Consider the following 13,246-nt stretch of genomic DNA (forward strand, 5'->3'; position numbering starts at 1 on the left):
CTACGCTCCCTTACTCGACCCGGTACCCGGCCAGGCAGCGGCGGATGTCCGCCGCGCCGTCCGCAATGTCGCCGATCGCGCACGCGGGTTGCGTGCGATCTCGGCCTCGCCGGCACGCACCGCGCGGCCAACGGCTTCAAAACTCGGGGCCGCCTTGGCCTGAACTTCCGGCAAATGGCGCGAACCCGAGGGCATCGATCCGCTGCGCTCGCGCAGGAAGCGCTTGACCAGCCGATCCTCGCCGGAATGGAAAGTGATGACAGCCAGCATTCCACCCGGCTTCAGCACGCGCTCGGCCGCCGCCAGCCCATCGACCAACTCGCCCAGTTCGCGATTCACTTCGATGCGAAGCGCCTGGAAGGTGCGCGTCGCCGGGTCCTTCTTGTCATGCGGCTTATAGCCCAGCGCCCGACGCACGACATAAGCCAGCTCGCTTGTGCGTGTAATCGGACGCGCAGCAACGATCGCGCGCGCGACCCGGCGCGCGCGGGGCTCGTCACCATAGTCATGCAGCACATCGGCGATGTCGCTCTCATCCGCCGTGTTGACGAAATCAGCGGCGGTGGCGCCTTCCTGACTCATCCGCATGTCGAGCGGCCCGTCCGTCTGGAACGAGAAACCGCGCTCGGCCTGATCGAGCTGCATCGACGACACACCGATATCCAGCGTCACGCCATCGACCGGCACCGCATCGCGCGCGGCGAGCTCGGCCTCCATCGCGGAGAAGGTCGCCGGCACCAGCGTCAGCGCACCGTCCGCCTCTACCTCCAACGCACGGCCCGCAGCAATCGCATCGGGGTCGCGGTCAAAACCATAGACCAGCGCACCTTGCGCGATCATCGCGCGGGTATAGCCGCCAGCACCGAAAGTCGCGTCGACATGACGCTCGCCGGGGGCAATGGCGAGCGCGTCGATGACTTCGGACAGCAGAACTGGGACATGCGGAGCGTCAGCGAGCATCTCGGGGGTCACAACACGATCCCCTTCTGCTTGCAGTGGAAGCGCACGCACGACTTCATCACTTCGGCGACGCTGGATTCGAGCAGAGTCCTGGGGTCCCAGATCTCGAAACAGTCGAACGTGCCATAGAAGAAGGCATTGGTATCGATATTGGCGTGGAACTTGGGAAAGGCCGGCATGATGAATCGGCCACTGCCGTCGAACGGCACCGGCTCACCCTGCGATGCCTCACGGCGGAAATTGGGGTTATGCGCGCCGTGTTCGGCCATGTATGCCGCCTCGCGCAGCGCGGCGCGATCCTTCAGGACAGCGCGATACCCCTCGTCATAAGCGATCAGGCAGGGGCTACTCTCGTGCACGCCGATGATGACGGTGCCGCCGTCCTTGCCGTCGGCGCGCGGACTGTTGGTGGCGAGCGCTGCACGGAGCGACGAGGGGATCGCGACCCGGCACTTGTCATCGACAAGCCCGATACCGTCTCCCTGATAGTCGATCCGATCCACTTAAGCCCACCTCATGTGAGGCAGACACAATCCTTCGCTCCACGAAACCGGTGTTGACCGACCCCGTGGCCCTGTCTCGCGCAGGCGAAAGAGTATGCCCCTCTAAGAAAAGAAGGTTACTTTGGGTGCGCCGGGGATTCAAGGGGAATTCGCGGGAAAACCGGGGGAATTGACTATCCAGGCGGGATTCTGAGCGATTTTTCCTTAACCATAACAATCTGTTCTCTGTGTGTTCACACATGAGGTGGCGTCGACTCGGGATTTCCCCAGCCTCACCCAGCCGCCAGCCATGATTTCCCCGAAATACCCGGCCCGATCCGGCCTCGCCCGGATCGTCGTCCAGGCCGCCATCGCCGAAACTCTCACCGTCGGGCCGCCGGTTTGGCCGCCGCCGTATTGGCGATCTCGGCGACATTGACCTCTTCGGTCGCAGTGCTTGGGGTCAGGCCCAGATCGGCCAGCGGCTCGCTGCCGTCGCCGACACCTGCCGCCTCATTGTTGATGGTCAGATTGGCGACGACATCGGGATTGGCGCCGCCCATCACCGCGCGCTCGCGGCTCGCGGTGCTGAAGATCGCCGCGGCAAGGCCGATCAGCAGCAGAACGGCGGCAAGGCCGATCATGCCGACCTTCACGCGCTGCGTCGTCTGTCCTGGTTCGTTTGCGGCCATTTTCATGTTTATGGGACAAAACTATCGCATCGACATCGCCTTGTCGATGCCAAGGCTCAATCGGTCGCGAGCCACGGCAGCACCGGCAAGCCCTTCGCCTTCAGCCATTCGGCATTGTAGAGCGTCGACAGATAGCGGAATCCGGTGTCGCACAGGATCGTCACGATGCGCTTGCTCGGCCCGAGTTGCCTGGCCAGCAGCACCGCACCGGCGACATTGATCCCCGAGGATAGGCCCAGGCACAATCCCTCTTCGGCGAGCAGTCGGCGGACCCACTCCATCCCTTCGGCATCGGAAATACGGAACTGGGTATCGACCGGCGCGCCTTCCAGGTTGGCGGTGATCCGCCCCTGCCCGATCCCCTCGGCGACCGACGATCCCTCCGATCGGAGTTCGCCATGCGCATAATAATCGTATAGCGACGCGCCGTGCGGATCACTCAGCGCGATGCACACGCTGTCGTCCTTGGCTTTCAGGCCCAGCCCGACCCCGGCCAGCGTCCCGCCGGTCCCGGCCGCACAGGTGAATCCATCGATCCGGCCATCCATCTGCGTCCAGATCTCCTCCGCCGTCCCGGCGATATGCGCGCGGCGATTGGCGATATTGTCGAACTGATTGGCCCAGATCGCGTTGGGCGTTTCCTCCGCGATCCGACGCGACGTGTGCACGAAATGCGCCGGGTTCGAATAGGGCGCAGCCGGCACCAAAACCAGTTCGGCACCGAGCGCGCGCAGCGTGTCCATCTTCTCGCGGCTTTGCGTCTCGGGCATGACGATGATCGTCTTGTAGCCCTTGGCATTGGCCACCAGCGCAAGGCCGATCCCGGTATTGCCCGCCGTGCCCTCGACGATCGTCCCGCCCGGCTGGATCAGGCCCCGCGCCTCGGCATCCTCGACGATATAGAGTGCCGCGCGATCCTTCACCGACGCGCCCGGGTTAGCGAATTCGCATTTGCCAAAAATATCGCAGCCACTGGCTTCGCTCGGGCCGTTCAGCCGAACGAGCGGGGTATTGCCGATAAGTGCGAGCGTATTGGAAGCAGTGGTCATGCAGCTAGATAGGGGCGACGATGGCCGATCGGCAAGCGCAGCGCTGCTAGGATCGTTGCAAGGGAAACCATCGGCGTCGGTTGGCCAAGGCGGCTGACCAGATGATCAGGCGACCCCGGCAGCGCGCAGATGTGGACCGAGACGCCCGCTCAGCCACAGGAAATACATCCGGTAATCGCTGAACAGCGACCAGAGCGGATAAGTGAAGGTTGCCGGCCGGTTCTTCTCGACCGTGAAATGCGCGACCCAGGCAAAGCCATAACCGGCGAGCGGCACCAACACCCACCACCATCCGCCCTTTACCAGCGCGATGGCCAGGAACAGAAAAGTCAGCGTCGTGCCGATATAATGCAGCCGCCGCGTCTCCCTCTTCGCATGCTCGCGCAGATAGAAGGGCCAGAATTCTCCATAGGTTCTGATCTTGTCGGTCATCGTCACAGGCTAGCCATGTCGCGCCGCGATGCAATCCCGTACCGCGGCCAAAACCAATCCCCTCCCATGTGATATTAAATCACTTGCGCCCTCAGAAATGTCGTGTCACAAACCAGGCAGAAATAAGGCTCAATTGTGGCGAGAGGATTTAGGGATGCTCTACAAGTCGCTTGTGTCAGTCGCGGGATGTGCGGCCCTGTTGTCGGGGTGCAGTCCAACCTCACAATCATCGCAACGCTATGAGTCCAGAGACATGCTCGATGTCGAGGAGCCTGCTATGGCCGTCGATGCGAGCAGCGAAAAATACAAACCCAACGCAATTTCGCCTGTCCATCTGGTTGCCGACACGCCCGTCTCGACCTTCGCGGTCGATGTCGACACCGGCGCCTATGCCAATGTCCGCCGCTTCCTCACCCAGGGTCAGTTGCCGCCGCAGGACGCAGTCCGAACCGAGGAAATGGTCAATTATTTCCGCTATGATTATCCCTTGCCCGCCGACCGGTCCCAGCCTTTCAGCGTCACGACCGATGTCGCGCGGACGCCGTGGAATTCGGACACGCGGCTTTTGCGCATCGGTCTGCGCGGCTACGATCTCAGCTATGCGCAGCGCCCGGCCGCCAATCTCGTTTTCCTGATCGACGTATCGGGGTCGATGGAGGATGCCGACAAGCTGCCTTTGGTGAAGACCGCATTGTCGATGCTCGCCGACAACCTCCAGCCGCAAGACAAGGTCGGCATCGTGGTCTACGCCGGTGCCGCAGGTGTCGTACTCGACCCGACCAGCGACCCGTCCGAGATCAAGGCCGCGCTCCGCCAGCTGAGTGCAGGCGGATCGACTGCCGGCGGCGAAGGCATCGAACTCGCTTACGCCACCGCGCGCGCCAATTTCATCAAGGGCGGGGTCAATCGTATCCTGATCGCCACCGATGGCGACTTCAATGTCGGCGTGACCGACCAGAAGCAGCTTGAGAAATTGATCACCAGCAACCGCGACGACGGCATCACCCTGACCACGCTCGGTTTCGGCCAGGGCAATTTCAACGACGCGCTGATGGAATCTATGGCCGATCTCGGCAATGGCAATTACGCCTATATCGACAGCGCGATGGAGGCGAAGAAAGTATTGTCGGAGGAACTCTCCTCAACCCTGTTCACCATCGCCAAGGACGTGAAGATCCAGGTCGAGTTCAACCCGGCGTATATCAGCCAGTACCGCCTGATCGGCTATGAGAACCGCGCGCTCGCCGAACAGGATTTCGACAATGACAAGGTCGATGCCGGGGAGATCGGCGCCGGTCATCAAGTAACGGCCTTGTACGAAGTGGTGCCCACTGGATCGAAGGGCTGGTCATCCGAACGCCGCTATGCCGAAAACAAGCGCGTCGCGACGGGCAAACAGGACGGCGAACTCGCCTTTGTCCGGCTGCGTTACAAATTGCCCGATGGCGACACGTCGCGGCTGATCGAGCGGCCGGTCGCCGCAACCTTGCTGGCGGGCGCCCCCGCCCCACGCGGCGACATGGCCTTCGTCACCGCGGTTGCCGCCTTCGGTCAGAAGCTGCGCGGCGACACCCGGCTTGGGGATACGAGCTTCGCTGACATCCGCCGGATGGCGGGCAGCCCGGACGGTTATTGGCGGCAGGAATTCATCAAGCTGACCGAACTGGCCGAGACCAAGGCGCCGGTAAAGACGGCGCAACTGGTCGACTAGATCAACTGCGAGGCCATTCTCTCTTCCACCTGCTCGGGCGTCTTGTCGATCGGAGGTCCGAGCACCTGGCCACCTTCGGCGGTCACCAGGATATCATCCTCGATCCGGATGCCGCCAAAGCTCGCGAGTTCCTCGAAGCGGTCATAGTCGATCATCCCGGCGTGGCGGCCTTCGCTGCGCCACAAGGCGATCAGCTGTGGAATGAAATACAGGCCGGGCTCGACCGTGAGCGTCATGCCTGCCTTCAGCCTCTTGCCGAGCCGCAGGCTTTTCAGGCCGAATTGCTCGCTGCGTCGCGTCTCGGCATCGTAACCGACATGATCTTCGCCCAGCGCCTCCAGATCATGCACGTCGAGCCCGATTTGATGGCCAAGCCCACATTGGAAACACAGGGCATAGGCACCGGTCGCGACGATGGCATCGACGTCGCCCTTGAACAAGCCAAGATCGTGCAATGCCTCGGCGAGCACGCGCGCGGCATCGAGATGGATATCGAGGAAACGCGCGCCTACCCGGGAGGCGGCGATCGCCTGGAGCTGCGCACGCAGCACGGCGTCGTACAGGACGCGCTGCAGCGGATCGAACCGGCCCGTGACGGGAATGGTCCGCGTGATGTCGCTCGCATAACCGCCGCCACTCGATACTCCGGCATCGTGAACGACGAGCTCGCCGGCCGACAATGTACGGTCATAACGAAGATTGTGGAGGATCTCGCCGCGGCCGGAGAAGATCGGCTGATAGGTCAGGCGCAAGTCGGCGGCCCGCGCGAGTCCCTCGACACGTCCCATCACGTGATGTTCGCGCACGCCCGGGCGCGTCAGCGCCATCGCGGCATGATGCATCTCGCGCGTCACGACGAGCGCCGCCTCCATCTCGGCAATTTCTTCCGGCGCCTTGATTTCGCGCTGCGCGATGACCGCGCCGATCAGCGCGCCATGGCTCTCGGCGAGGACCGCCGCACCGGTGCGGCCAAGCAATCCGGCAAGCGTTGCCAGCGTGTCGGCGCGATAGGGCGGCGGATAGAGCACCGGTCGCCCTTTAGTGACCGCGCGCGACAATCGATCGGCCAAATCCCCGCGCGTGCCGGTCCGTGCCACGGCAACTCGCTGCGCCAATGAAGCCAGCGGCTCGACCGCCCCGAGCCAGATCGTCGCATCGATGCCGGGATCGTCACCGAACAGCCATGCCTCGCCGCTATCCGCATCGATCAATCCGGCCAGTGCCGGTCGATCGAGACCGAAATAATAGCGGAAACAGCCATCCTGCCGGAACGGATAGACGTTGGCGCGGAAATCCATCGGCGCCTCGTCATTGCCGAGGAACAGGATCAGCGCGCCGGGCAGCGCCGTCATCAGTACACGACGCCGCTCCCGATAGATGGAAGGATCGAACATGATAGCTCCGTTGGGGCGGCGGCATCGCTGCCGCCGCCTTTTCGTCAGAAACGATATCCGAGCGCGACGCCGACCGTTCGTGGCTGGTTGAGCGCCACCCGCCGCGTGGTCGGCAGATCGGCCGAGATCGCAACCGGCAGGTCGGTCGCGCCCTGCTTGTCGAACATGTTGTTGATATAGAGCGAGGCCTCCCACGGCCCGTCCACGGGATCGATGCCGATACGGGCATTGATGACCGAAAAGCCTTGGCGGCGGCGGAACGGGCTGGTCCGGTCGTAAAGGAAGTCGGCCGGGCCGATATAAGAATAGTCGAGCCGCGCGAAGCCCTTGACCGCATCATTGATCCGGTCGTGATATTCGGCGGACGCATTCGCTGTCCATTTCGGCGTGTTCTGCAGCTGATCGCCCTTCTTCGCCGCAGTGCCCGGCACGTCATTGCTCAGCGTCGCGTCGGTATAGCCGAAACCGCCACCCAGGGTGATTTGCCGCGTCGGCCGGAATTCCACCTCCAACTCGCCGCCCTTGCTGACCGCGTTGCCGAAATTCGCCGTGATATTGAATCCGCACTGCAGCACGATCTGCTGCTGCACCTTGGCCCAGTCGATATAGAATGCCGAACCGTTGATGGTCAGGCGGTGATCGAGCCAGCTCGTCTTCGCACCGATCTCATAGTTCCACAGATTATCGGGGCCATAGGCAGTGAGTTGGCCCGCGCCCAGGCCCAGCTTCGCCACCTCCGCGCCGCAGACATTGGCCGGCGCCGGGTTGTTCGGGCCGCCCGGGCGATAGCCCTTAGATGCGGTGGCGTAGAGCATCTTGTCGGGGGTTACTTGCCACTGGACGCTGAATTTCGGTGTTGCGCCATGGTCGCGCGACTTGTTGTAGACCGACGAGAATCCGCCATTGAACAAGCCGTCGCCAGTCTGGAGGAAAGTCTGATTGACCTGGAAAACGCGCAGGCCGGCGCGCGCGGTCAGCGTGTCGGTCAGCTTGTAGGAGGCTTCACCGAAAGCGGCATATTCCTTCAGCGTCGCATTGCGCGTGCCGGCATAGATGGTCTGGAAGCTGCTGAACGGCACGTTGTTCCGGTATTTGAAATTGCCCGGGAACGGGATCTCGGAGACCAGCGGTGCCGTCACATTATGATAGAAGCCACCAGCGATCAGCTGGAACGGACCGTTGAAATTGGTCGCGGCGCGCAATTCCTGCGTGAACTCCTTGTTGCGATACGTGCCATACATCGCCACCGGCTCGACGGTCGGGGTCGCGAAGAAATAATTCACCACCTTCGAACTGTCGTCGATCAGGCTGACGTCGCGGTGATAATAGGAACTGGACGAGGTGATCTCGACCGGGCCAAGCTCCTGCTTGATCGTGAGGTTGGCGATCCAGCTCTTCTGCGTGTTGGTCTCGTCCACGTCACGCGTCTGGATCGGGTTCTTGAGTGACCCGGGCACCGCGTCGAAGGTGAACGGCGTGCCCAGGCGCGAATATTGATAGAGGAAGGACGGCGTGATCGTCAGCGTGTCGGTTGGCTTGATCAGCAGCGCCGCGCGCACGCCATAGGTCTTGTAGGTGTTGACGTTATCCTGCTTCTTCGCGGTGGGATCGGCGGCGAGATAGTTGTTGGGGTCGATCGTGTAGCGATCGATATAGCCGTCATCGCGACGGACATAGGCCGCCACGCGCAGCGCGACCCTGTCTTCTACGACGGGCAGGTTGATCACGCCATTGAGGTTCCAGTTGAAGCCGCCATGCGTGGTATGTGACAGATCGGCACGGACGCGCCCCTCGACCTTGTCGACGTTGGGCTGGTTGCTGATGTAGCGTACCGTGCCGCCCATCGAACTCGAGCCATACAGCGTGCCCTGCGGCCCGCGCAGCACTTCGATCCGCGCAACGTCGAGCGCCGAGGGGTCGATCACGCCGCGCGTGGACAGCAGCGCGGCATTGCCCGAAGCGGCGATCGGCGTGTCGTCGAGATAATAGCCGACGGTCGCTGCGGAGCCTGCGATGGAAGAGATGCCGCGGATGATCAGGTTGTTTTCGCCGGGACCGGACGACACCACCGCCAGCGACGGCGCGATGCGCGACACGTCGTAAAGGCTCTGCACGCCGCGTCGTTCGAGATCGCCCTGCGTCAGCACCGTCATCGACAGGGGGACGCGCTGGACCGTCTCGCTGCGCTTCTGCGCGGTGACGATGATATCGTTGTTATTCTCCGTCAGCGCCGCGTTGTCCGCCGAGTCGGCCGTCTCCACCGGAGCGGGCGAGGCCGTTTGCGCGGTGACAGCCGACGCAATGGTCAGCGCGCCCGTTGCGCAAGTGCCGAGAAGCATGATCGAAAACCGAAAACCCATTGCCATTCCCCTTAGAGCGATTTGCCGCTGTGCCTCTCGCATCCACGGTCATTGCCGCCTGAAAATGAAACAAGCATAAATATTTTCATTCTGTCAAATATTTTTGATGGTAGCTTATCTTTGTGAGCTCGTTATTGTTCTTTTCGAACAGAGGGAGATCGGCATGAGAATGGGCAGCATGATCACGGGCGGGATCGTCGCGATCACGGCGGTATCGGTGGCGATGGCCGCGCCATCAAAGCCCGAACAGGCGCGCGCCGCCGTCCAGGCCGTGCTGGATGCCAGCGCAAAGGCCTGGAATGCGGGCGATCTCGACCGCTTCATGACCTGTTACGACAAGGCACCGACGACGACCTATGTCAGCGGCGACAATTTCGTGCAGGGTTATGACGCGATCCGCGCAAGGTACGCCCAGCGTTTCGGTGGCGGCACCCGCGCGGCCATGGGCGAACTCACGCTCGAGATCGTGGATTTCCGGATGCTCGGCAATGGCCATGCCTATGTGGTGGGCCGCTTCCACCTCCACCGCGATGCGGCCAATGGCGGAGATGCCTCGGGCCCGACAACGCTCGTTTTCGCACATACGGCAAGCGGTTGGCGGATCGTTGCAGACCATAGCTGAGATCGCACAGATGCCGCCGTCAACCGACGCCGCCGAGACGCCCGGCTTGCCGCTGATCGGCGCCGCGATCCGCGATCGCCGCAAACGGTTGGGCATGACGCTTCAGGCGCTGGCGGATGCCTGTGGTCTGTCGGTGCCCTTCCTGTCGCAGGTCGAGCGTGATCTGGCGATGCCGTCACTGGTCTCGCTGACATCGATCGCCAGTGCGCTCGGCGTGGAGATGAGCTATTTCGTCGGTGCGCCGCGCCCCGGTCAGATCGTTCGTCGCGGGGATCAGCCTGAATATCTGCAGTTCGGCACCAGCCCAGTGGTCTATGCGCGCCTCAGCGGTCGCCATGAAGAACGCAAGATGGAGGCGCTGCACATCATTGTGCCGCCCGGCCTAGCTTCCCCAGCAACGCATCGCGAGGGCGAAGGCTTCTGGTATGTGCTGGAGGGTGAACTCGATGTGTGGATCGGTCAGGAGCATTTCCTCCTCCGAGCCGGCGACAGCGCCCATTTCGACCAGCGCCATCCTTATCGGATGCGCAACGGCGGCAGCCGTGACGTGAAAATGATCTGGGTGGGAACGCCGGCGCTGTTCTAGGCCGTGTCAGGCTTCCCACTCGCTTCGCCCATCGAGCGAAAAGTCAGCCGGAATCCCGATCGGAGATATTGCCGGAAACATTGATCGTCGTCCATTTCGGATGGCCATCCGTTGTCAGCACGATATCGGGCACGGTGACGGGATCATCGCCCGTCTCCACCCAGCCGGCACCAAGGCAATGCCCGCAAGCGGCGCGCTTGCAGCGGAAGCTCACCAGATCGATCTCGGTGTTCCATTGTCCATACCCCTTGCAGATCGGGCATCGCGCATCGAGCGCACCATTGCGGGGCTGAAGCGGAATATTGTCAAAGGCGTGCGGACTATCAGGGCCTGCACACTGAACGGTATCGCTGGCGTGAGGCATAAACTCTACTCTTTCGGAGTCATCTTCAACGTGCCCGGCTCATTTGCGATCCCGCCTGGCCACTCCGTCCCCTATAGCGAGTCAAACCCGAATGCGCCGATTATCGCCAAGGACGGGGCGACAGGGCGTGCGCACAATGCGCCACCGCCCATTGACGGACAAATGTCGACAGCGCTTTATCAGGCAAAACTGCGACCTCTGAGGATCTTCCGTGCGATACCATAGCAAATTTCTCCTCGCCTTTCTCGCTCTCGCACCGGCCGCATCCGCGGCGGCCTGCCCCACTGGCGCATACCGATCTTCCGCGGGAGAGGCCGTGGTCATCGCACCACCGGCGAACGGCGCCACGGACTCGCGCTATCTCTTCGTCGATGGACGGCGGGGACAGGTTGGCGACGCGGCGGGCCACGTCACGTGCGAGGGCGACATTGTCGCCGTCGCCGGAAAGCCATGGTCCAAAATCGGCCTTACCGAAACGCTCACGACCTTTGCCAGCGACGGCGCGACACTGCGCGGCAAGCTGATCGAACCGGTCGGCAAGGAGCGCCAGCCATTGGTCGTCATGGTCCATGGCTCGGAACGCACCTCCGCGGTCGCGACCTCGATCTACCCTTATGTCCTTGCCGCGCAGGGCATCACCGTCTTCGTGTACGACAAGCGCGGGACCGGCGGCTCGGAAGGTGAATATACCCAGAATTTCGAACTCCTTGCCGACGATGCGGCCGCCGCGCTCGGCGCCGCGCAGGGGATGACGGCGGGCCGCTTTACCCGGTCAGGCTATTATGGCGGCAGTCAGGGCGGCTGGGTTGCACCGCTGGCCGCAACGCGGAGCCGTGCGGACTTCGTGGCAATCGGCTTCGGTCTGGTCGCCACACCGATCGAGGAGGATCGCGAGCAAATGATCTCGGAAGCGCGCGCCGCCAATTATGGGCCCGCCGTCATCGCCGACCTGGACCGCTTGTCCCGCGCCACCGACACGCTGGTGTCGTCGCACTTCGCCCGGGGATATGAGGAACTGGAGCGCTTGCGGCATTCGTTTGGCGACCAGCCATGGGTGAAGACGATCAACGGCGAATATAGCGGCGACATGCTGCGCGCGACCGATGCCGATCTGCGGCGCGTCGGCCAGGCAAGGTTCGATAATCTCGAGCTCATCTGGCATTATGACGCTGCCGCAACGCTCAGGAAGCTGACCATCCCCGTGCTGTGGGTTCTGGCCGGCGAGGATCGCGAAGCGCCGATCGAGACGACTCAAAAAGTGCTCTCCGGCCTTGCCCAATCGGGCAAGCGCATTGACCGCTATCTGTTCCCGAACACCGATCATGGCATGGTCGAATTCACCATCCTGCCGGATGGGTCGCGAAAATCGACTCGCATAACGGACGGATATCTTCGGTTGCTGGGAGACTGGATCAAGGGCGTCCCTGGTGGCCCCTATGGGCGCGCCCAACGGCTGAAATGAGGCGATCCGCGCTCGCTCCACAATATGATTGCGATGAATTCGATGTCGATTGACGGTCCTCTCACAAACACCATCGACGCCACCCGCGCACAGTCTTAAAACGCGTCACCATGACCACATCGCTTTACGATCTCACCGTGCCCGTCTTCGACCGCGCACTGAATGCCTTGTCGGGCGTCCTGACCAAGGGCGAAGCCTTCGCCACCGAAAAGGGCTTCGACCCGTCGGTGCTGGTCAATGCCCGTCTCGCCCCCGACATGGCGCCGCTGACCGCGCAGATTCAGCGCGTCACCGACTCGGTCAAGGGCGTGCTGACGCGCGTCGGCGGCATCGAGAATGTCGTGTTCGAGGACAATGAAACCAGCTTTGCCGAACTCCAGATGCGCATCGCCAAAGCCAGGGCGCTCCTCGCCAGCACCCCGCGTGAAGCGCTCGACGGCAAGGAGACGGCGGAGGTCATCTTTCAGACCCCCACTCGCGCCCTCACCTTCACCGGGCAAAGCTATGTGCTGAGCTTCGCGCTGCCCAACATCTATTTCCACGTCACCACCGCCTATGCGATCCTGCGTCACAACGGCGTCCCGATCGGCAAGCTCGACTATCTTGGTGTGGCTTGATCCGGTGATCCACCGTTGCTGGGGTGGCCATCGCGCGCCACCTCATTTCCGGGCGGCCGAAAAAATCAGCCGGGCATGTCGAAATCCGCGGGGGCCGAACGACTAGGTGTACTGACAGCACCAACGAAGGAGCCCGATCATGCACTATGCCTGCCTCATCTATTATCATCCCAAGACGCTTTTCGGCGGTTCTGCCGAGGCCAATCAGGCCCTGTCCGAATGCCAGCATCATGACAAAGTGCTGCGCGAAAGCGGGCATTTCGTTACCGCCGAAGCGCTGGTTTTTCCCGAAGAAGCGATCACCATCCGGGTCCGTGACGGCAAGGTCTCGACGGTCGACGGCCCGTTCATGGAAACCAAGGAAGTGCTTGGCGGCATTGTCGTGATCGACGCACCCGACATGAACGAAGCGGTGCGCGTCGCCAGCGGCCATCCGCTGGCCCGGATCGGATCGATCGAAGTCCGGCCGGTGGTCGATTACAGCAAGCCCCGCCCAGAACTTTGAGCCCCTGAGC

General features: G+C 62.5%; 14 protein-coding genes. 6 read left to right on the forward strand and 8 right to left on the reverse strand.

Annotated elements, in window-relative coordinates:
* The 5 genes from rsmH to OO12_RS00865 form a co-directional block, all read right to left on the reverse strand.
* Complete coding sequence (gene rsmH, locus OO12_RS00845; protein WP_034156718.1) at positions 1-960, reverse strand: 16S rRNA (cytosine(1402)-N(4))-methyltransferase RsmH; 960 nt, start codon at positions 958-960, stop codon at positions 1-3.
* Between the two features lie 8 nt (positions 961-968).
* Positions 969-1,463 carry a division/cell wall cluster transcriptional repressor MraZ gene (locus OO12_RS00850; RefSeq protein ID WP_034156719.1) on the reverse strand — a complete coding sequence of 165 codons (495 nt, stop codon included), beginning with the start codon at positions 1,461-1,463 and terminating at the stop codon, positions 969-971.
* Positions 1,464-1,825: 362 nt separating this feature from the next.
* The gene (locus tag OO12_RS00855; RefSeq protein WP_235364626.1) at positions 1,826-2,134 is read right to left on the reverse strand and encodes a hypothetical protein; all 309 of its coding nucleotides are present in this window, start codon (positions 2,132-2,134) and stop codon (positions 1,826-1,828) included.
* 56 nt (positions 2,135-2,190) lie between these two features.
* Positions 2,191-3,183, reverse strand: coding sequence for a cysteine synthase A (locus tag OO12_RS00860; protein WP_034156721.1), 993 nt, complete (start codon positions 3,181-3,183; stop codon positions 2,191-2,193).
* Positions 3,184-3,288: 105 nt separating this feature from the next.
* Positions 3,289-3,615: a DUF962 domain-containing protein gene (locus tag OO12_RS00865; protein WP_034156722.1), complete on the reverse strand. Its 327-nt coding sequence runs from the start codon at positions 3,613-3,615 to the stop codon at positions 3,289-3,291.
* A gap of 277 nt (positions 3,616-3,892) precedes the next feature.
* Here OO12_RS00865 and OO12_RS00870 point away from each other — a divergent pair, with 277 nt between their 5' ends.
* Positions 3,893-5,326 carry a vWA domain-containing protein gene (locus OO12_RS00870; RefSeq protein ID WP_235364627.1) on the forward strand — a complete coding sequence of 478 codons (1,434 nt, stop codon included), beginning with the start codon at positions 3,893-3,895 and terminating at the stop codon, positions 5,324-5,326.
* On the opposite strand, the gene OO12_RS00875 is transcribed toward OO12_RS00870, so the two are convergent.
* Together OO12_RS00875 and OO12_RS00880 are read right to left on the reverse strand one after the other, a co-directional pair.
* The gene (locus OO12_RS00875; RefSeq protein ID WP_034156723.1) at positions 5,323-6,720 is read right to left on the reverse strand and encodes an aminopeptidase P family protein; all 1,398 of its coding nucleotides are present in this window, start codon (positions 6,718-6,720) and stop codon (positions 5,323-5,325) included. The two genes, OO12_RS00870 and OO12_RS00875, sit on opposite strands and share 4 nt — an antisense overlap.
* A gap of 44 nt (positions 6,721-6,764) precedes the next feature.
* Positions 6,765-9,080: a TonB-dependent receptor gene (locus tag OO12_RS00880; protein WP_235364628.1), complete on the reverse strand. Its 2,316-nt coding sequence runs from the start codon at positions 9,078-9,080 to the stop codon at positions 6,765-6,767.
* A 163-nt stretch (positions 9,081-9,243) separates the two neighbouring features.
* Between OO12_RS00880 and OO12_RS00885 the strand changes: the two genes are divergently transcribed.
* Together OO12_RS00885 and OO12_RS00890 are read left to right on the forward strand one after the other, a co-directional pair.
* A complete protein-coding gene (locus OO12_RS00885) occupies positions 9,244-9,702 on the forward strand; it encodes a YybH family protein (protein ID WP_235364629.1) in 459 nt (152 codons plus the stop codon).
* The gene (locus tag OO12_RS00890) at positions 9,686-10,288 is read left to right on the forward strand and encodes a helix-turn-helix domain-containing protein (RefSeq protein WP_235364630.1); all 603 of its coding nucleotides are present in this window, start codon (positions 9,686-9,688) and stop codon (positions 10,286-10,288) included. The genes OO12_RS00885 and OO12_RS00890 overlap by 17 nt, the downstream gene beginning before the upstream one ends.
* A 43-nt stretch (positions 10,289-10,331) precedes the next feature.
* On the opposite strand, the gene OO12_RS00895 is transcribed toward OO12_RS00890, so the two are convergent.
* Complete coding sequence (locus tag OO12_RS00895) at positions 10,332-10,652, reverse strand: hypothetical protein (RefSeq protein WP_052215376.1); 321 nt, start codon at positions 10,650-10,652, stop codon at positions 10,332-10,334.
* Between the two features lie 316 nt (positions 10,653-10,968).
* On the opposite strand from OO12_RS00895, the gene OO12_RS00900 reads away from it, so the two are divergent.
* The 3 genes from OO12_RS00900 to OO12_RS00910 all read left to right on the forward strand — a co-directional run bounded on the left by OO12_RS00900 (position 10,969) and on the right by OO12_RS00910 (position 13,236).
* Positions 10,969-12,114 (forward strand): alpha/beta hydrolase family protein, encoded by a 1,146-nt coding sequence (locus tag OO12_RS00900; RefSeq protein ID WP_235364631.1) that lies wholly within the window; start codon positions 10,969-10,971, stop codon positions 12,112-12,114.
* Positions 12,115-12,224: 110 nt separating this feature from the next.
* The gene (locus OO12_RS00905) at positions 12,225-12,731 is read left to right on the forward strand and encodes a DUF1993 domain-containing protein (protein WP_034156726.1); all 507 of its coding nucleotides are present in this window, start codon (positions 12,225-12,227) and stop codon (positions 12,729-12,731) included.
* Between the two features lie 139 nt (positions 12,732-12,870).
* A complete protein-coding gene (locus OO12_RS00910) occupies positions 12,871-13,236 on the forward strand; it encodes a YciI family protein (RefSeq protein ID WP_034156727.1) in 366 nt (121 codons plus the stop codon).
* Positions 13,237-13,246: the final 10 nt, after the last annotated feature.

Source organism: Sphingomonas sp. ERG5 (assembly GCF_000803065.1).
GTDB lineage: Bacteria > Pseudomonadota > Alphaproteobacteria > Sphingomonadales > Sphingomonadaceae > Sphingomonas.

Coding starts and splice junctions, on each gene's coding strand:
- rsmH (WP_034156718.1), bottom strand. CDS start 960: ATGCTCGCTGACGCTCCGCATGTCCCAGTTCTGCTGTCCGAAGTCATC.
- OO12_RS00855 (WP_235364626.1), bottom strand. CDS start 2,134: ATGGCCGCAAACGAACCAGGACAGACGACGCAGCGCGTGAAGGTCGGC.
- OO12_RS00860 (WP_034156721.1), bottom strand. CDS start 3,183: ATGACCACTGCTTCCAATACGCTCGCACTTATCGGCAATACCCCGCTC.
- OO12_RS00865 (WP_034156722.1), bottom strand. CDS start 3,615: ATGACCGACAAGATCAGAACCTATGGAGAATTCTGGCCCTTCTATCTG.
- OO12_RS00870 (WP_235364627.1), top strand. CDS start 3,893: ATGGCCGTCGATGCGAGCAGCGAAAAATACAAACCCAACGCAATTTCG.
- OO12_RS00875 (WP_034156723.1), bottom strand. CDS start 6,720: ATGTTCGATCCTTCCATCTATCGGGAGCGGCGTCGTGTACTGATGACG.
- OO12_RS00880 (WP_235364628.1), bottom strand. CDS start 9,080: ATGGGTTTTCGGTTTTCGATCATGCTTCTCGGCACTTGCGCAACGGGC.
- OO12_RS00885 (WP_235364629.1), top strand. CDS start 9,244: ATGAGAATGGGCAGCATGATCACGGGCGGGATCGTCGCGATCACGGCG.
- OO12_RS00895 (WP_052215376.1), bottom strand. CDS start 10,652: ATGCCTCACGCCAGCGATACCGTTCAGTGTGCAGGCCCTGATAGTCCG.
- OO12_RS00905 (WP_034156726.1), top strand. CDS start 12,225: ATGACCACATCGCTTTACGATCTCACCGTGCCCGTCTTCGACCGCGCA.
- OO12_RS00910 (WP_034156727.1), top strand. CDS start 12,871: ATGCACTATGCCTGCCTCATCTATTATCATCCCAAGACGCTTTTCGGC.